Here is a 15210-nt window from a genome sequence, read left to right as displayed (position 1 = left end):
AGAGGGGGATGTGCGTTATGTGTAAAAAACAAATGATTGTTTCACCGCAATTCACAAGGGATATACAGAACTGTTTATTTTGTAATGAGGTAGCGGAAATGCATGTGCAGGTAATGGATATGGGTTTTAAAGTGTCAGGACATTTTTGCAAGAATTGTGTAGATGAAATGGAATCAGAACAGATTGAGTTTTGTCCGTTTCAAAATCTTGTATCTGTTTTAAGAACAAAAGGAATGCAAGAGTGGATAGTAGTTACGAATAAGAAATATAAAAATAATAATGTGGTTTTTAAAAAGATGCGTTTTCGTAAAAAGTCGAGATATTTTATCGAAATGGAAGTCGTATGTAGAGAAGAATTCAATCGCACAACCATTCATGAATCCGAGGTTAAATTAATGTTAGAAGATATTGTTTATGGAAATTGGTTCATTGAAAAAGAGAAAGAAAAAGAGAAAGAGGGGGAAAAGAAATGAATATCTTAAGTTTTATAGCAGATGTGATAGCAGAAAGATGCATGGGATGGAAAAAGATAGAAAGACCGTTTAGTGAGGAGAATTGGAATCCTATTCGTGTATATGTAGATAAAGAGGGACGAGAAATCATGGAAGTTCGCAAGTTTAATCCTTTGAGGAAAGAAGGGCAAGCTTTCATGATTTTAGATGAATTGAAGAAACAACATGTGAAATTTTCAATTGGAGTGAATGAAAAACAAACGGCCTATAATTTTAAAATATTCGATAAAGGGAACAACGTTATACATGAAAAAGAACATGTAGACATAATAGCTGTTATTTGTTTAGGTGTTCTGGCGTGGTCAGGTATTACTATTACATCTGAAATTGCTGGGGCTGTCGATATTGAGGTTATTTCTTAAAATGAATGAAATGAAAACCTATGATGTAATTCTACATAATACGAATGATGAAAAAAATGATATAGATTTTTGGATAGTTATAGAATGTTTGAATGGTGCAAAGTATCGAATAGAAGATATCTACCTTTCTGTAGATGATATAGATAATACATTACAATTGATAAGAAAAACGATGAAAGAAGCAATACAACAAAAGTTGCCATTGTCCATTACTTATGCAAGAAAAGATTGTGATGAGAATCGCTATTTTTGTATAGATGGAAGTCAAGTTCTTTCTTTTCAAGTGCTTGCTTCAGGTATTAAGAGTAGAAAACAAAAAAATGTATCTTAAGAAGAATCTGACATGTATTACATAGAAAGAGAGAGATTCATATGAATAATATAAAAATACCTTACTTTGTAGCTATTAAAATACAAGAAGCGAAACAAAGCGTAACATCTACTGTTGATGTTTTGAAGAATGTTTACAAGGTATCTCAAGACAATGAGGAATTAAAATCCTGGTTGAAAATTGAAGGAAACTCCGTCAAATTGTTTATCGCAGTTGAAGAAGATTATGATGTTGAATACATGGACATTTTTGATGCTATAGAAAAATTAGAAGCAGGATATATTTGCTGTTGCATTCAGGCGGGAATAAACAAGTATTGCCGATTTAATAGTGAAAGAGGGATTTATGAATACTGGCATAAAGAAAAAGATACTCATGTAGATGAATGGAAAAAGATAAACACAGATTCTCTCGAAAACTTAAAAACGGGTTGGTATGTAGTTCCAAAACAATGTACAGAAAAAATGTTCAAAAGTGAACCCGTTTAATGAATTTGTATATTTATTAATACATATTACTGAATAAAAAATGAAAGGGGTTTGATAATTATGTATGAATATGCTGAGAAATACGGAAGTATATATTTGTTTGATGAAAGGGGAGAGGTTCTGTTTGAAATGAAAGAACCTGCCATTCTGTTTGATAGAAACTTCTTTACTCGTCATCAATTAGGTAATAAGAAAGACGTTGAAAAGTATTATGAGGACTGCATAGAGAAGTGTAGGGTAGCAAACAGCACCTTATATGAAGATTGGATGATTATGGATTTACCAAAAGATGTAGAGTTGCTTAATAAGTTACTACATACGATTGATTACATGGAGGTTTTCTTACGGAAAGAGGGTTTAATGAAATTAATAGAAAAACAACAATAGACAATAAAGGGAGGGATAGAAATCATGGAATGTTATCATAACGCAATTTCACTTGCAAAAGGATACCCTCAATGTTTGGATTGTGGCAAAGAGTTTAAAAATGGAGAGTTAGGGAGAATCCGAAAAGAGCGGGAGGGCAAATGTAATCATCCATGTTTAGAGCATGGATATGCATCTAATCCACCTAAGTCTTGGTGTCCTGATTGCGGAGGATATTTCAGCAATTTAGAACTTAAGAATATGAAAGATAAGCAGTTAAAGAAGGAGGAGATTTAGCTGTATGATGAAAGACTTCAGGGGCGTTGAAATAACGCACGTTCGTACAACAATGAGAATGAGAGAGAATGAGGAAATCCTCTTGTTTGAATATGACAAGGAATATGCGATTGAAAAAGTAACGAAAAAATATATGTATGTTCGAAATGAGTTAGGGAATTTAGACTCATTTTCTTTGGATATGCTATCCCCTATATATTACGAGAGATTCTTCATTCCTGTAACACCAGATAATTTTTATGAAAGATTTTATGAAGCACAAAGAAAAGGAATATAACAAAAAAAGATGACTTATAAATAGTCATCTTTTTTATATGCTCTGTACATCTTTTAAAGATATTCCCTGCCTTGGGAATCTATCTTTTATTTCCTTATAGCTTTTTAATGGTTTTCTTGGATATAGTTTACTATCAATTTTCCCAATCCTCCATATATTATTCGAGGTAAAGAAAGCATCAGATATGGGTATCTCAGAGTTCATTAACTTAGAAACAGTAGTCTCATTTACTTCGCTGAATAATAATTCTCGAATGGTTATTACTCCAAAGTTACTTTGTTTTGAAGTGTCTTGTAAAAGATAAACCAAATACGTTTCGTTTTTATAATTCAACTCCCAAATAATTGGTTGAGAAATTTCTAAGATGACTTTTTTTTGAACAAAGGGATGATTTGTTAGTTCCCTAAAAATAGCGTCAAATAATATAGCATCCTCTATCTGTAAGTTCATATGCCTGTCCTCCTATTAGATAATTTGTTATTTTTGTAAAACCCACAAAGCATCATCTACAACAAAAGGTGTCATTCTTAATGTTCTTTTTTTGCCAAATAACCATCGAATAGAACCATCCTTATATTTCTTCACACAATAAGCATTGTTATATGCAGGACATAAGTCTAATTCATTTGTGCGTGGGCTATTCATACACTGTGCAATTTGCCCAACTTGTATTGTTTGAATCATCGTAGCGGTTGACACACCGTTTGAATCGAAATACACATTTAGCAAATCAATTGCCTCTGAAAAATGTCCAATTTTATTTTTAAGCATTTGATATGAGGAAGAATCCTTATCAAGTTGGGATAGTTTCTTTTCTAATTCACTTTTAATTTCTTTTAATCTATTAATCGAATCTTTACGCTTCATTCTGCATCATCCTTTCATTTTTGTTTTTTCTTTCTTTTTCCTCGTAGTTTGAGTCAACTACAACTTTGGTTCCATCTTCATGGATTTCAATTAATTGGTTATTCGAAACTGCTCTAATTGGTTTTGCCATATCACCATCTTTAACCATATCCATTAATTCTCGATACAAACCAATGAAAGAATGGTTATTTCCTGCAATATACCCATCATAATCTGCACCAATCGCCCAAAACATCATTAAATGTTGCGTTGGATATTTTAATTGCCAAGAGCAAACCGTATTGTAAAATATATCAAAAAAATTCTTTATTTGTGCATCAGAATAAGAAGAGGGGTTACTTTCTATATCGAGAAGGATGTTGTTTTGTTTATGTAACCAATCTGTTTCTTCAGCGTTTGTTTGTAAAACCATTTTCATTCCCCTTTCCATTACTTCAAAATAGTAAGTCATAATCATTATTATACACAAAATAAAATAATTGACTATAGTAAATGAATGAAATAATATTAACTATAGATAAACGGAGTTCGGTAACTATTTTGATTGAGGTGAGTGAATGATGATATCAGCAGAAATGGGCTCTATATTTGGAAAAAACAAATTTGTCATTAAAGGGAAAAACGAGTGCTATGTATCAAAGGTTATAAGAGAAAGACATGATGGAGCGATGGATTGGGAAGGGAATGTGATTCGAAAATCTGAGTATATTGTCATTCTTATTCCTAAGTCAAAGATACAGAAGTTAGAGAAACGTGAAATGTATCAAAGACCATATAGATTTAGGCGTTCAGGATTTCAGATTGTTGATAGGGGTTTGTACATTGAGCTAAGTGGTTTTTTTGAAGAGTTATTGACGACAACATTTGTATTACATTACTTAAGAATGGATGGATACATAAAATTCGTAAAGAAAAATTACCCTGATAAAGCAGGAGAATATCCTATGTTTTTAGATGCTCATACACCATATCAAGTCACTTACAATGTCTTCTCTGTACTCGCAAGTGGGATATATAAATTATTTCATTGGAATAAAAAGAATAAGAAACAAGGGAATAATGGAGGTGATATAACATGTTAGGTAAAAAACAAGAACTTGATGAACTTGTAGAAAACTCAAGAACATTGATAAATGAAGCAACTATTCTATTACAAGATAAAAGCATAGAAAATTGTTTGGAATTTATAAAGAATGAAAAATTGTGGAGTGTATTAAGTCATTCGAACAAAATGGTTATTACCAAAAATATTGAGGATTATTTAAACAAACATATAATTCCTTCAAATAGTATTTTTCGTTTTGGTATGCATGGTAGTTTTGAAGTGGTCATCTATTTGTATGTAGAGGATGAAGTTATTGGCTTTCTGCATTTGGGAAGTTCAGAACTACATATATATAATTCGTTTTGTAGTCAATATACAGTATTACCCGCAAATATACTTCAAACAAAAACAGAAGGAGCTTATTTCAAATATCAGCTAAAAGAAATGGATAAACATCAAAAGAAATTAGAAGGATTTCCAAAACGACTACTTAAAACAACTGCAAATGAACTAAAATCTCTCGTGGAGAAAAAACAAGAACTGGAGAAACGAAAGTCTTCTTTAGAAATGAACTTATCAAAATATCAAGATGCATATGAGAAAGCTAAAAGTGAAGAAACGATTCATAGGGCAAGAGCAGAACTTTTAGTAATTGCTGATAATTTGAAGGGGCTTCAGATACATACTCGTTATAGAGAATGGGAGCCTTCTAAGGTATATCAAATTTTCAAAAAGAAAGATAAAGAGATATGCTACGGAAGTAAATGTTTAGCAGAAACAAAAAGTAGGGTCATTGTGTATCAAGGGGATTTTTCGAAAAAAGAGTTTTTGATTTGGGAATTAGATAAATTTGACTTTATAGATTTTAAGCAAGTATTTGAAAGAAATGGATTCAACTGTTCGATTAAAGATGAAGTTTTGTTTATTGAAAAGGACGGAATTATTTATGAGTTTTATTTGGATGGAACAATTGAGATTCATGATAGTAAAGCAAGTTTAGTTGATTTATTGCAAGTAGAAGAAGTATCACGAATGTTGTTAGGGGTTGACCTAAGTTGCTGTATGGCATAGATGAGGAAAAGGTATTAGTTATAGATTCCGAAGCAAAGACATTAAATGTAATGGATTTTACGTACAAAGGCTTTCTCTTTTATACCTATGATAAATGGGAAACAAAAGGTGTTCGTGTCAGTAGTTCATTACTATGTTTGAAAGCAATACATGAAAAAACAGGGATAGTACTTTGCGGACCAGAGAATAGCTCAGTTATTAAGAGTCGAAACATTATGTGTAGATTTATAGATATGTACTCAAGTTAACATTATTTATTCCATTATATTTTTACGTAATTTTTAACACATCCCATATCTATAATAAATAGATATAAAAAACAAGGTATTAATACTAATTAATTTGAGAGGATGTTTTTAATGGAACGTATTTATGAAGATATTTTTTATGTGAGGGAATATACCTATGACTCTCCAGAGGAAAGAGATTTACATTCCAAGGAAATGAAAAAGAAAGGGTTTGAAATGGTAGCGGAAGACCATCCGTTATATACATACTATAGCAAATTTGAAAAGGCTGTACGTACTTTTAGTTTTACTGAAGGTCAAATTGTAACAAATGGCTCAATTGTTGGATTTGCAGAAAATATTAATAATGAGAACGAGACATTTGAATTATTTGCTTCAAAAGGAAAAGCAATAAGTCTGGGTACATGTTCAATGGATAACTTTACTCCATTAATTAAACAGTAAATAAAATAAATCAATAGGATAAATTAATTTGAGAGGATGTTTGTTATGGTAAAGGTAAACGACCAAAAATTAGAAAGAGTAAAAATGGTAAATGAATTAATTAAATTTATTGCAGATGTTGATGTGGCTTGCACAGAAAAAAGTAGTGCAATGTTCTTTTCGACTGAATCAAGTAAAGGAACACAAAATCACTATGCATCGTTTGTTTTAGAAGGAAGAAATATTTATTACATTGATAATTATACGGAAGAAAGAGTATCTTTCCATCCTGCAAGTAAACATCGAGGATTTTCTTCTGGTGGAACAATGTGGGGTCTTGTTAGTGATTTTAAAGAGTGGATTAAGACAGGAGAACCATCAAATGGAATTCATGGATATAGTGGATTATACGCTTTAAATTGGGGCAGTCGTATTCCTTTATTAGTTAGGGACATGATTATTAACAAGGCAAAGGAGATGGGATATTTAAGAGCTGATGCAACGGAATTTAGTACGTATGTAGTAGGCTATGTTGGTGAGAAATATGAGCACGTTATTCAGTGGCATTTAGAAGAAGCTAAAAGATTTATAGGTTGTGTTCAACCTGTGGAATCGTTAGCGGAGGTAATGATGGATAGAAATATTTCTCTAATGGATTTAGAAACTGTAACTGGAATTCCTGTTAAAAATTTATTAAAAATCTTAAGTGCAGAAACTCGCATTACAGAGGAAGTTGCAGAGAAACTTGAAATTGCTCTTGCTATAAAGAAAGAGTTTTGGATTAATCTTGAAAATAAATTTCAGAAATCTGCATTAACTAAGTAGATAAACAAATGAAAAGAGTGTGATGATTGCACTCTTTTTTATCTGTTAATAAAAAAGGAAAAGAGGAAATTAAGATGGCCAGAAAACAAAAAGATAAAATCGTAAGGGTTCAATTTGCAAAAGAAAATGTCATGATGTTTGGTAATTCCTATAAACCATGGGAAATGCAGTTTGAAGAATACTTACAGATATTGAGACAACACAATGAGCTTACATCTGTAGAACAAGTCAGTGTCAGTGTTTCTGATAATGCTTGGGTATCATGGGGCGGTTTAAAGTGGTGTCCTGAAGAGAATATGCAACATCAGTTCAATCGTGAAGGTTGTCAATCGAATGAAGAGGACAATCCGAATCCTCGAAATTATAACGAAATGCAATTCTACTCAGATGTAACTGTAGCTGAAAAGGTTAATAAACTCATTAAAAAATATAAAAAGAAATAATAAATATAGCGTTATTTCCGTTTATATAAATAAAATCAAAAAGGAAGATAGATATGACTAAAAAAATTAGATTAATTCGAACAATGGTAACAGAATACGTACCAAACCCTGAGTGTTATGACAAAGGGATGACGATTGAAGAAATGGCTCAATCTGATGCAGAGCAGGATGATTTAGAAACTATCTTTAGTGAGATAGAAAAAGATGAAGTAAAATGGGAAATTATTAACGGAGATTCTACATGCTTTGTGAAAGATGTTAGTGAAGCAGAAGCAGTGGAAGTTATAAATGTTATACCGACAATCTTAGAAGAACAGGAAGTTGTTGTAGCCTGGGCACGAAAGAAAAAAGAAGATTATTGGAGTGTGTCTTCAATTATTACAGCCTTAGTAAGTGAAAAGCCTTCTAAGACATTAAAGAAAGATGAAGAATATATGCGAGCAAGAGAAGTATATAGAGGAAAAAACAGTGGTTGGCAAGATTCTGTTTTACTTGCAATTCAAATGGATATATATCGTATGGAAAATGATATTAGACCAGGACAGTTAGTTACGAATGGGTGTGCGGTTGGTTTTGCAGGAGAATTTGATTTTACAGAAAGAAGATTTCATTTATTTGCTTCAAAGGATGAAAGTATCAAAATTGGAAAATATCTAATGGATGATTTCCAATCTGTAAAATAATCTATCTAACTGCATTTCTTTTCTATATGTGAAGAGAGTGCAGTTTTTTAGAGCGATTGATAGAACTATACGAATAAAGGAAGATGGGAATAATAATGCTGAAGTAGTAAAAGAACTTAAAATTGATGATTATGAAATTATGGATGGAGAATTAAAATATCGTATTGGTAAAAAGGTATATATTTCTCAGTATGCACCATTTATTATTGAAGGAGAAAAAAGTACAGAGGATTAATTAAGATTGAGATTAAATAGCTGATTATGTGTACAAAAACAATGAAAGAGCGGATATATCATTTGCTCTTTTTTATATAAAGGAGAATAGAGAATGATTGATTTTACAAGTATTTCAGAAGAAGATTTGGCACGATTAGAAAAACAGAGAGAAAAACAAATTGAGCAATCGATGAAAGGCATTTTCACTGAGAGTCAATCTGATAATCGTCTTATTAACGAGTTAAGATTCAATCATAATTACTTGTATATGGGAAAGTTTTTAATACAATCGCAAACGGGAGCTAAGTTTGAAATACATGAGATTAATGATGAACATATATTTATTGCTTTTATTGGTGTTCCTACTGAGAAGAGAGGACAAGGATTAGGGACTCAAATGATGGAAGAGTTAACTCGCATTGCAGATACACATGGATTCAAACTGTCTTTAAATATTGACCCTAAATTCGGTGTAGGGAAAAGAGTATTGAAGAAGTTCTATAAAAAACATGGATTTGTAGAATCTGAATGGTATAAGAATAATGCGGAAATGATTCGAGAGGCTATTAATAATTAACGGGGTTATGAAGATAACTTAGAAAAGAAAGGGACAGTTTATAATGAAAAAATACGGAATTGTTAAAAACGGTGTAATTCTTGAAAGATTTTCTGATAGCGATGAAATGAAGCGGGAATTCATAAAACGTAGAGAAGAGGATAAGGAATTATGGGGTAGAGAATTAAAGTTTGATGAGCTTTTAGAGGATGAAAAACTGGAGGTAATGGAAGAGAGATTGAAAGGAATTCGTGACTTCTTGGACTTTGCACATGAAAACTATGATGGAAGAACAATCCAAACTCATACAAGAATCTATGCTAATGAGCTACAATGGTTGATAGAACATGCAAAGAGCAATCTTGATTATACAAATAGTTAAGTTAAGAATAGATTTTAAATTTAATAGTTTATAAAAGTAAAAAAGCAGAGAAGTTTTCCCTCTGCTTTTTTAGTATTTACTTCATTCTTTTTAAAATTTCTTCATATAATCTATCAATCATGACCGCAAAATATTCTTTAGCCTGTTCATCAGTTTCATATGTTCGAACTGCACCTGTATAATGACTTAACAATGAGTCATTATCAGTTGGTAAGACTTGTCGTAAGTAATCTTCTAAATCCATTCTATCGCTTTCTGTCATTGGTACTGTTTTTCGAGGTTTCAAGGTACATACTCTCCTTTTTATCTTAAATAATAATTTAGTTTGTTCTTGTATTTAATTCTTTGTTGGTCGTAAAGAATCAAGAGCATCATAATTTAATTTGATATTGAATTCGTTAGGGTGGTCACAGATTAATGTGCCTACTGCTTGCATGATGGTTCTCCCTTGAGACTATTTCCCTGGATTTCTCTTTAGATGAACATGGAATTCGCCATTCTTTCTTACAGCTATAATTTCATTTAATATATCGCTTGCGTTATGCATATGAAACACCTCATTATGTTTATTTATTTTCTTCTACAATCATATCTAAATATTTATCATTATCTGGTATATCTGCAACCTGCTTCTTGCAACATTTGCATTCAAAAGAATTTTTATTTCCAAATTCGAAAGAAATCCAACCACCACCGATAAAATACCAGTCATGACCTCTGAGAGAGCAAAGGAAGTAACTTTTCCACCAACCTATTGCTATAAAGAATAGGAACCGTAGTATGTAATCAAATCCCATTAATAATAGGATAGGAATATAGCATATGTAATATAAAAGGGACGAAGTAAGATGTCTCATCATGTGAAATCTCCTTTCTAAGTATTATATTGTCTATCAAAAAAGGTAGAATGGTTACCATATCTACCTGTAAAAATTGAATTCTATTTTTCTTCTCTTATTTTTTTTATTTTAGAAAACACTTGCATGAATTGTTCGGTTTCATCTTGACTTAATCCAATAGATTCTGATTTTCTAATAGCTCGTTGTAAAACATAGAATAAATTATCATCTGTTAAAATCTTCTTCATTTCCTCTGCGGTTTCTGTCAATTTGAACACCTCTTTCTGAGATTAGTATACTACTTTTATTTTACTATAGTCAATAAAAACTACATAATAATTCCGTGACTCTTTAAAGTTTCTTTTCCTAACTCGGAAGTAGGTGCATAACCTTTTTTAATTAATTCACGGATGTAAATCTTATTATAGAAGAAGGCAAAAATAATTCCTGCAAATCCATATGTACATAGTCCTGCAACAATAAGGATTAAGAACCACTTCCAGTCACCACGTAGTAATGGGACAAGTGCTCCAAAGAAAAATGTTGTCCAACTAAATCCTACTTTTACTTCTTCTCTTAAATTGTTTTTAGCGTTTAGCATTTCGATAATCATAGGTATCCCTCATTTCAATATATATTTTATAAAGCTAATCTATTATAGTGAGAATCAGTTCGAAATAATCAAAAAAGAATGCTTACATATTTGTAATAAAAAAGATAGTAGTTTTATATACTCTACTATCTTTGCTTCATCTTTTATTTTTCTTCTGATTTCGTTTCCCTTACTCGTACACCTGTTGTTTCTGCCGTATGTGAAGCCTCTAAAATAGCAGAAGGGTCAATTTCTAATACTGTATCTTTTAATTTCGAATAGGTTACCCTGCTTGTAATACAGTAGATGACTTTTTTTGCATCTCCTTTGTAACCACCTTCGCCATGTAGGTAGGTGATAGAAAGATTCAATTCTTTCATTAATTCCTGTCCAATCGCTTCGGCTTTATCAGATATAATCATTACGGATTTTCCTTGATTAAACCCATCTAAAATAAGGTCAATCATTTTCGTTACAATATAGAAGATTGCTAATGAGAACATTGCTTGCTCTAAAGAAAATACAATTGCTACTGCAATTAAAATAATAGCATTAGCACTTAATAAAATGGTACTTACTGCAATACCATAATTTTTATTAACCCATACAGCTAACATTTCCAGACCATCAATCGCACCTCCAAGACGAACAACAATGCCAACACCAAGACCAAACAATAAACCGCCATATAATACAATTAATAATTCAGAAGATGTAATAGGGGGGAATTGTTTTAAGAACATCATAGAGCCTGTTGCAACTAAATTTGCATATAACGTGCGAATTGCAAACTTTTTCCCCATTGTTCTGGACGTAAATAACAAAATGGGAAGGTTTAAACTAATAAACAAGATATAAACAGGTAATCCAAATAATTCATTCCCCATAATAGATAAGGCGGTTACCCCACCATCTACTAAGTTATTAGGGGATAAAATCAAATCAATAGCAACGGCTGAAATCATTGCACCAATGGTTAGCAATACGTATTCTATAAATCTTTTCATTGAATCCACTCTTCTCTCTTTTTCGGTAATACTCCTGTGACCTTGTCATTTCCTACCCATGCAGGATATACAAAACATGCAGAACATCTTGCTTCATAATCCGTTGTATCTCCAATCAAAACTACATCTCCAGGAGGAGCAGGTTCATTGTTCACAAGTCTTTGTGTATGAATAGCATCATAACTTCCACACGAAAGACATACAGCAGATAGCTTATGAACAACGTTAGCAACTGCCATAAGTTGAGGTGTAAAACCAAATGGTTTCCCTTCATAAGACATGTCTAATCCACTCATATAGACAATTTTTCCTTGTAGTCGAAGTGTTAAGGCAGTGGTGACAATCTCTTCAGAGAAAAACTGTACCTCATCAAAAATAACAATTTCATAAGAAGAAGATAGATTACAAATCTCTCTCGTCTCTTTTTCTGTAAGTTGCCTTGGGAGGTTATGACATGGTAATTCAAACATTCTATCTCTATCAGTAATTGTATTTTCACTAAATCGGTTATCAATCATTGGTTTAAAGCCAATAATACGTTTTTTTGCATACTGATGCCGTGTTACTTCCCTTCCTAAAAACTGTGTTTTTCCTGCAAACATGGGACCTACAATTAACGATATGTTTCCTTCTTTTGGTGAAATCATGATTCCCTCTCCTTTTATTCGAACGTATCAAGCACATAGTAAATCCTAACAATTTTATTGACAATAGTCAATGTAAAAAGTACAATTATTCCATGGTTAATCTTATGTGGAGATGATAAATGATGAGTAACACAGTCTTGTTATTAGTAAATGGAGGAGAATATGCTTCTTGTCGTTTGGAAGAGGACTATAACCCTCAAGAATTTTATGAGCAAATGGTCGATATCGGAATTACCAAAAAGGAATATCTGCACGAAGAGGGAACTACCATTGTGGTTTCTATTCATGAATTCCCTTATATTAGTCCTTTATTTATCGAACTGGTAAAGAAGGAACTGATGGATTATGAACATGCAAAGAATGTAAACATTTACGAGGTAAAAGGCATAGATGTGGAGCAGAAAATTGATGTTACTGAAGTTAGAGGTACAGAAGTATCAGGTTTAATAAAAGAGATGGGATTAGGAAATAAAACTGCTACGAGAGAGTAGTTGTTACACATGTGAAAATCTATATTAACACATGTTGTAATCAATGAGAGAGGGATGGATAGGTTTGAAGAAAATAGTTTGTCTATATATAACTGGAGATTATTTTGCTAATCAAAAATTTGAGGAACAACACAATCCTGAAGATTTTTATAAACAAATGAAAAAAGATGGAGTTACTTCTAAAAATCTAAACATAAAAGGTGATTGTGATGAACCAGAGGTTTGTGTGGAAGTGGAAATTAAGGAGTTTATGAATGTAGATGAGGTGTTTCTTGAATTTCTAAAATTTAATTTTATTCATAACTCTGCTGATGATAGGAATCTTTATATTGTCAAAGAAGAAGAAATGTAAAATAAAAACAATAGTATTTCCAAAAGATTAAAATGAAAGTAGGAGTTAATATGTCAGGTTTAAATTGCTTACATGTCAAGGGTGACGAATTTGCGGCTATGTACTTTGAGAAAAGATACGAGGAACAAGAATTTTATGAACGAATGAAAAAAGATGGTGTTGAATCCGAACAACTGGATATTGAAGGATTATATGTAGAAGTGACGATTAAACGATTTGGAGCAGTTGATGATAAGTTTTTAGATTTTGTCAGAGGTAACTTCATAGATTATGACGAGGCTAAAACGGAAAAATTCTTTATTGTATATGATAAATAATTTGTTTTACATATAAGGATTATAGGTTTGATGAGAAGGTGTTAATTAAATGCAAGTTATTGTAAATGTAATAAAAGGTCTTGGAATTCTGCTCTATTTATTAGTTGCATTTATTCTTGGATATGCGTGGGAGTGTGTATCTACTACAGTTGTAATGATTGTAAAGTTTCCGTGGAGGTGTTCATGTAAGAAACAAGGGCATGAATGGGTTTGTCATGGTACGGGTGGTTGGGGTCTTGGTCCATTATATCCTTTTACTTGCGAAAAATGTGGGAAACGTAGCAGAGGGAATATGAAAGACTTTGATAACAAACCATTTACAGCAAAACTAAAAATTTAGGAGTGATAAAATGTTAGTCTATGATTTTACAAATAAGGAACATGAAGTGATGTTAGAAGCAAAAAGAAATACAGTTATGATTATGGCACGAGTACCAAAAGTGATTGTGTTTGAAACTGGCGATGAATTAAGTACAATGGCTAATGTGTTAGAGCATCTTTCAGAAGTAGCTGATGACCGTGAAGACGGGGATGGTGAGATGGCTCTTGGTATGTTTGATGAATTCCATAAAGAAAGCTATATGAAGGATGAAGAAGAGTATTCTTCACGAAATTTAAAGATTTTTACTTGTAAAGATAATGCTCTCCTATATGATGATAAGGTTTCAATCTTTTTTGGTGTATTGAACAGTGGAGATTGTTTCATTGAGCCTGAGGATATCCAAGTAATTATTAGATATTTTAAGGAGTTTACGGAAAGTGATATGTGTAAAGACACAACAAAAGAAATGTTATTACAAATTGTTCAAGTGTTAGAAGAAGACTTGCAAGCATTAAAGGGAAATAAACCTTATTTCAAAGTTGAAGTTGATGGAAATTAGTTCATTTCGAGAATCGTTTCTGACGATTCTTTTTTCTTGGATGCAGAATGAAATAATCTTAAATATCTATAATATATAGATAACTATAAACAGGTATTTGATTAAATTTATTAAAAAGGCGGAGTTTAAAGTGAGTGAGAAAACTTTATTTTTAAAGAAAGAAAAGCATTGTACAAAAAAAGATGTATTAAATGCATTAGATATTTTAAATAATAATGGTTTAGTCTTGATTTCAAATGGAGAGGATTTTTTTACAATAAATAAAATCGTCCAGGATGAAGAAGGAGATGTAATTATCAGAGTCTCAGATAAACCATATTAATATACATATGTTTAATAACTCTTTGCAGATATAAATATGTCTAAAATAAAAAATATAAAAGGTAGGTATTTTGAAATGAGCTTTAAAAGTATGATTAATAAGTGGAAACAAGATGTAATGAAGGAAATTCATAAGAAACCGCATTTGATGGATAAAATCGGTTTGTATGATAAAGTTGAAATTCATGTAGATGGGTCATTAATTATTAAATCCCAAAATGAACACATCTCAAATGAAACGATTACTGATGTTGTAACACCGTTTAGAGATTGGAAGAAAAGAAGAACTGCTTAAAAGCGGTTCTTTTTTTATGTTTCATAGAATATGCGGAGCCAATGATATCTATTATATAAAGATAAATATAAACAGG

33 protein-coding genes are annotated in these 15210 nt (G+C 31.7%); 24 read left to right on the top strand and 9 right to left on the bottom strand.

Translation table 11 applies throughout. From position 1 onward, the window contains the following. The first annotated feature begins 17 nt into the window (after positions 1-17). Genes MR160_RS28945 through MR160_RS28915 form a run of 7 tightly spaced genes read left to right on the top strand, consistent with a single transcriptional unit; the run spans position 18 to position 2633 of the window. Positions 18-473, top strand: a complete 456-nt coding sequence (locus tag MR160_RS28945; protein WP_242298811.1) for a hypothetical protein — start codon at positions 18-20, stop codon at positions 471-473. Beyond that, entirely contained in the window at positions 470-874 is a 405-nt protein-coding gene (locus tag MR160_RS28940; protein WP_242298810.1) for a hypothetical protein, read from the top strand. The genes MR160_RS28945 and MR160_RS28940 overlap by 4 nt, the downstream gene beginning before the upstream one ends. Position 875: 1 nt before the next feature. After that, positions 876-1205 carry a hypothetical protein gene (locus MR160_RS28935; protein ID WP_242298809.1) on the top strand — a complete coding sequence of 110 codons (330 nt, stop codon included), beginning with the start codon at positions 876-878 and terminating at the stop codon, positions 1203-1205. 41 nt (positions 1206-1246) lie between these two features. Then, positions 1247-1693, top strand: coding sequence for a hypothetical protein (locus MR160_RS28930; protein ID WP_242298808.1), 447 nt, complete (start codon positions 1247-1249; stop codon positions 1691-1693). Positions 1694-1753: 60 nt separating this feature from the next. Beyond that, positions 1754-2080, top strand: coding sequence for a hypothetical protein (locus MR160_RS28925; protein ID WP_242298807.1), 327 nt, complete (start codon positions 1754-1756; stop codon positions 2078-2080). 24 nt (positions 2081-2104) lie between these two features. After that, entirely contained in the window at positions 2105-2356 is a 252-nt protein-coding gene (locus tag MR160_RS28920; RefSeq protein WP_242298806.1) for a hypothetical protein, read from the top strand. Positions 2357-2360: 4 nt separating this feature from the next. Beyond that, positions 2361-2633, top strand: a complete 273-nt coding sequence (locus tag MR160_RS28915; RefSeq protein WP_242298805.1) for a hypothetical protein — start codon at positions 2361-2363, stop codon at positions 2631-2633. 33 nt (positions 2634-2666) lie between these two features. On the opposite strand, the gene MR160_RS28910 is transcribed toward MR160_RS28915, so the two are convergent. From MR160_RS28910 to MR160_RS28900, 3 genes are read right to left on the bottom strand one after another with little or no spacing between them, the layout of a single operon-like run. Continuing rightward, entirely contained in the window at positions 2667-3083 is a 417-nt protein-coding gene (locus tag MR160_RS28910; protein WP_242298804.1) for a hypothetical protein, read from the bottom strand. 27 nt (positions 3084-3110) lie between these two features. Further along, on the bottom strand, positions 3111-3500 hold the full coding sequence (locus tag MR160_RS28905; protein WP_242298803.1) for a hypothetical protein: 390 nt from the start codon (positions 3498-3500) through the stop codon (positions 3111-3113). Beyond that, positions 3490-3912: a hypothetical protein gene (locus MR160_RS28900; RefSeq protein ID WP_242298802.1), complete on the bottom strand. Its 423-nt coding sequence runs from the start codon at positions 3910-3912 to the stop codon at positions 3490-3492. Before MR160_RS28900 ends, MR160_RS28905 begins: the two co-directional genes overlap by 11 nt. A gap of 148 nt (positions 3913-4060) precedes the next feature. Between MR160_RS28900 and MR160_RS28895 the strand changes: the two genes are divergently transcribed. The 10 genes from MR160_RS28895 to MR160_RS28850 all read left to right on the top strand — a co-directional run bounded on the left by MR160_RS28895 (position 4061) and on the right by MR160_RS28850 (position 9392). Then, entirely contained in the window at positions 4061-4582 is a 522-nt protein-coding gene (locus MR160_RS28895; RefSeq protein WP_242298801.1) for a hypothetical protein, read from the top strand. Further along, positions 4576-5616, top strand: coding sequence for a hypothetical protein (locus tag MR160_RS28890; protein ID WP_242298800.1), 1041 nt, complete (start codon positions 4576-4578; stop codon positions 5614-5616). Before MR160_RS28895 ends, MR160_RS28890 begins: the two co-directional genes overlap by 7 nt. Beyond that, positions 5601-5864, top strand: coding sequence for a hypothetical protein (locus tag MR160_RS28885; RefSeq protein ID WP_242298799.1), 264 nt, complete (start codon positions 5601-5603; stop codon positions 5862-5864). The genes MR160_RS28890 and MR160_RS28885 overlap by 16 nt, the downstream gene beginning before the upstream one ends. Positions 5865-5975: 111 nt before the next feature. Further along, a complete protein-coding gene (locus tag MR160_RS28880; protein WP_242298798.1) occupies positions 5976-6308 on the top strand; it encodes a hypothetical protein in 333 nt (110 codons plus the stop codon). A gap of 45 nt (positions 6309-6353) precedes the next feature. Continuing rightward, entirely contained in the window at positions 6354-7112 is a 759-nt protein-coding gene (locus MR160_RS28875; RefSeq protein WP_242298796.1) for a helix-turn-helix transcriptional regulator, read from the top strand. Between the two features lie 74 nt (positions 7113-7186). Continuing rightward, on the top strand, positions 7187-7555 hold the full coding sequence (locus MR160_RS28870) for a hypothetical protein (protein WP_061662310.1): 369 nt from the start codon (positions 7187-7189) through the stop codon (positions 7553-7555). A 53-nt stretch (positions 7556-7608) separates the two neighbouring features. Further along, entirely contained in the window at positions 7609-8238 is a 630-nt protein-coding gene (locus MR160_RS28865) for a hypothetical protein (RefSeq protein WP_242298794.1), read from the top strand. 37 nt (positions 8239-8275) lie between these two features. Further along, positions 8276-8473 (top strand): hypothetical protein, encoded by a 198-nt coding sequence (locus MR160_RS28860; RefSeq protein ID WP_242298793.1) that lies wholly within the window; start codon positions 8276-8278, stop codon positions 8471-8473. Positions 8474-8566: 93 nt separating this feature from the next. Then, complete coding sequence (locus MR160_RS28855; RefSeq protein ID WP_242298791.1) at positions 8567-9031, top strand: GNAT family N-acetyltransferase; 465 nt, start codon at positions 8567-8569, stop codon at positions 9029-9031. A gap of 43 nt (positions 9032-9074) precedes the next feature. Then, positions 9075-9392 carry a hypothetical protein gene (locus MR160_RS28850; RefSeq protein WP_242298789.1) on the top strand — a complete coding sequence of 106 codons (318 nt, stop codon included), beginning with the start codon at positions 9075-9077 and terminating at the stop codon, positions 9390-9392. Positions 9393-9468: 76 nt separating this feature from the next. Here MR160_RS28850 and MR160_RS28845 read toward each other — a convergent pair whose 3' ends face one another. The 6 genes from MR160_RS28845 to MR160_RS28820 all read right to left on the bottom strand — a co-directional run bounded on the left by MR160_RS28845 (position 9469) and on the right by MR160_RS28820 (position 12477). Continuing rightward, entirely contained in the window at positions 9469-9678 is a 210-nt protein-coding gene (locus tag MR160_RS28845; protein ID WP_061662319.1) for a hypothetical protein, read from the bottom strand. 280 nt (positions 9679-9958) lie between these two features. Next, positions 9959-10252 (bottom strand): hypothetical protein, encoded by a 294-nt coding sequence (locus tag MR160_RS28840; protein ID WP_242298787.1) that lies wholly within the window; start codon positions 10250-10252, stop codon positions 9959-9961. Positions 10253-10332: 80 nt separating this feature from the next. Continuing rightward, positions 10333-10500 (bottom strand): hypothetical protein, encoded by a 168-nt coding sequence (locus tag MR160_RS28835; protein WP_242298812.1) that lies wholly within the window; start codon positions 10498-10500, stop codon positions 10333-10335. A gap of 59 nt (positions 10501-10559) precedes the next feature. Further along, entirely contained in the window at positions 10560-10844 is a 285-nt protein-coding gene (locus MR160_RS28830) for an HrgC protein (RefSeq protein ID WP_242298785.1), read from the bottom strand. Positions 10845-10987: 143 nt separating this feature from the next. After that, positions 10988-11830, bottom strand: a complete 843-nt coding sequence (locus MR160_RS28825; RefSeq protein WP_242298783.1) for a YitT family protein — start codon at positions 11828-11830, stop codon at positions 10988-10990. Then, positions 11827-12477 carry a thymidine kinase gene (locus tag MR160_RS28820; protein ID WP_242298782.1) on the bottom strand — a complete coding sequence of 217 codons (651 nt, stop codon included), beginning with the start codon at positions 12475-12477 and terminating at the stop codon, positions 11827-11829. The genes MR160_RS28825 and MR160_RS28820 overlap by 4 nt, the downstream gene beginning before the upstream one ends. A gap of 122 nt (positions 12478-12599) precedes the next feature. Between MR160_RS28820 and MR160_RS28815 the strand changes: the two genes are divergently transcribed. The 7 genes from MR160_RS28815 (at position 12600) to MR160_RS28785 (ending at position 15134) form a co-directional block, all read left to right on the top strand. Beyond that, positions 12600-12968, top strand: a complete 369-nt coding sequence (locus MR160_RS28815) for a hypothetical protein (RefSeq protein WP_242298780.1) — start codon at positions 12600-12602, stop codon at positions 12966-12968. A 64-nt stretch (positions 12969-13032) separates the two neighbouring features. Beyond that, a complete protein-coding gene (locus MR160_RS28810; protein WP_242298778.1) occupies positions 13033-13320 on the top strand; it encodes a hypothetical protein in 288 nt (95 codons plus the stop codon). Positions 13321-13370: 50 nt separating this feature from the next. After that, complete coding sequence (locus MR160_RS28805) at positions 13371-13637, top strand: hypothetical protein (RefSeq protein ID WP_242298776.1); 267 nt, start codon at positions 13371-13373, stop codon at positions 13635-13637. Positions 13638-13686: 49 nt separating this feature from the next. Then, positions 13687-13977, top strand: coding sequence for a hypothetical protein (locus tag MR160_RS28800; protein ID WP_242298774.1), 291 nt, complete (start codon positions 13687-13689; stop codon positions 13975-13977). Positions 13978-13987: 10 nt separating this feature from the next. Next, on the top strand, positions 13988-14518 hold the full coding sequence (locus MR160_RS28795; RefSeq protein ID WP_098297380.1) for a hypothetical protein: 531 nt from the start codon (positions 13988-13990) through the stop codon (positions 14516-14518). 130 nt (positions 14519-14648) lie between these two features. After that, the gene (locus tag MR160_RS28790) at positions 14649-14840 is read left to right on the top strand and encodes a hypothetical protein (RefSeq protein ID WP_242298772.1); all 192 of its coding nucleotides are present in this window, start codon (positions 14649-14651) and stop codon (positions 14838-14840) included. A gap of 75 nt (positions 14841-14915) precedes the next feature. Beyond that, positions 14916-15134, top strand: a complete 219-nt coding sequence (locus tag MR160_RS28785; RefSeq protein WP_061662333.1) for a hypothetical protein — start codon at positions 14916-14918, stop codon at positions 15132-15134. Positions 15135-15210 lie beyond the last annotated feature (76 nt).

Origin of the sequence: Bacillus cereus group sp. BfR-BA-01382, from assembly GCF_022663475.1 — a bacterium.
Classification (GTDB): Bacteria; Bacillota; Bacilli; order Bacillales; family Bacillaceae_G; genus Bacillus_A; species Bacillus_A thuringiensis_S.
The sequence above is the reverse complement of the archived record's forward strand: the minus strand, read 5'-3'. Positions and strand labels throughout refer to the sequence as shown.

Coding starts and splice junctions, on each gene's coding strand:
- MR160_RS28890 (WP_242298800.1), top strand. CDS start 4,576: ATGTTAGGTAAAAAACAAGAACTTGATGAACTTGTAGAAAACTCAAGA.
- MR160_RS28825 (WP_242298783.1), bottom strand. CDS start 11,830: ATGAAAAGATTTATAGAATACGTATTGCTAACCATTGGTGCAATGATT.
- MR160_RS28935 (WP_242298809.1), top strand. CDS start 876: ATGAATGAAATGAAAACCTATGATGTAATTCTACATAATACGAATGAT.
- MR160_RS28800 (WP_242298774.1), top strand. CDS start 13,687: ATGCAAGTTATTGTAAATGTAATAAAAGGTCTTGGAATTCTGCTCTAT.
- MR160_RS28815 (WP_242298780.1), top strand. CDS start 12,600: ATGAGTAACACAGTCTTGTTATTAGTAAATGGAGGAGAATATGCTTCT.
- MR160_RS28905 (WP_242298803.1), bottom strand. CDS start 3,500: ATGAAGCGTAAAGATTCGATTAATAGATTAAAAGAAATTAAAAGTGAA.
- MR160_RS28820 (WP_242298782.1), bottom strand. CDS start 12,477: ATGATTTCACCAAAAGAAGGAAACATATCGTTAATTGTAGGTCCCATG.
- MR160_RS28925 (WP_242298807.1), top strand. CDS start 1,754: ATGTATGAATATGCTGAGAAATACGGAAGTATATATTTGTTTGATGAA.
- MR160_RS28915 (WP_242298805.1), top strand. CDS start 2,361: ATGATGAAAGACTTCAGGGGCGTTGAAATAACGCACGTTCGTACAACA.
- MR160_RS28910 (WP_242298804.1), bottom strand. CDS start 3,083: ATGAACTTACAGATAGAGGATGCTATATTATTTGACGCTATTTTTAGG.
- MR160_RS28900 (WP_242298802.1), bottom strand. CDS start 3,912: ATGGTTTTACAAACAAACGCTGAAGAAACAGATTGGTTACATAAACAA.
- MR160_RS28880 (WP_242298798.1), top strand. CDS start 5,976: ATGGAACGTATTTATGAAGATATTTTTTATGTGAGGGAATATACCTAT.
- MR160_RS28875 (WP_242298796.1), top strand. CDS start 6,354: ATGGTAAAGGTAAACGACCAAAAATTAGAAAGAGTAAAAATGGTAAAT.
- MR160_RS28870 (WP_061662310.1), top strand. CDS start 7,187: ATGGCCAGAAAACAAAAAGATAAAATCGTAAGGGTTCAATTTGCAAAA.
- MR160_RS28850 (WP_242298789.1), top strand. CDS start 9,075: ATGAAAAAATACGGAATTGTTAAAAACGGTGTAATTCTTGAAAGATTT.
- MR160_RS28940 (WP_242298810.1), top strand. CDS start 470: ATGAATATCTTAAGTTTTATAGCAGATGTGATAGCAGAAAGATGCATG.
- MR160_RS28855 (WP_242298791.1), top strand. CDS start 8,567: ATGATTGATTTTACAAGTATTTCAGAAGAAGATTTGGCACGATTAGAA.
- MR160_RS28865 (WP_242298794.1), top strand. CDS start 7,609: ATGACTAAAAAAATTAGATTAATTCGAACAATGGTAACAGAATACGTA.
- MR160_RS28945 (WP_242298811.1), top strand. CDS start 18: ATGTGTAAAAAACAAATGATTGTTTCACCGCAATTCACAAGGGATATA.
- MR160_RS28930 (WP_242298808.1), top strand. CDS start 1,247: ATGAATAATATAAAAATACCTTACTTTGTAGCTATTAAAATACAAGAA.
- MR160_RS28830 (WP_242298785.1), bottom strand. CDS start 10,844: ATGATTATCGAAATGCTAAACGCTAAAAACAATTTAAGAGAAGAAGTA.
- MR160_RS28795 (WP_098297380.1), top strand. CDS start 13,988: ATGTTAGTCTATGATTTTACAAATAAGGAACATGAAGTGATGTTAGAA.
- MR160_RS28840 (WP_242298787.1), bottom strand. CDS start 10,252: ATGATGAGACATCTTACTTCGTCCCTTTTATATTACATATGCTATATT.
- MR160_RS28920 (WP_242298806.1), top strand. CDS start 2,105: ATGGAATGTTATCATAACGCAATTTCACTTGCAAAAGGATACCCTCAA.
- MR160_RS28805 (WP_242298776.1), top strand. CDS start 13,371: ATGTCAGGTTTAAATTGCTTACATGTCAAGGGTGACGAATTTGCGGCT.
- MR160_RS28785 (WP_061662333.1), top strand. CDS start 14,916: ATGAGCTTTAAAAGTATGATTAATAAGTGGAAACAAGATGTAATGAAG.
- MR160_RS28895 (WP_242298801.1), top strand. CDS start 4,061: ATGATATCAGCAGAAATGGGCTCTATATTTGGAAAAAACAAATTTGTC.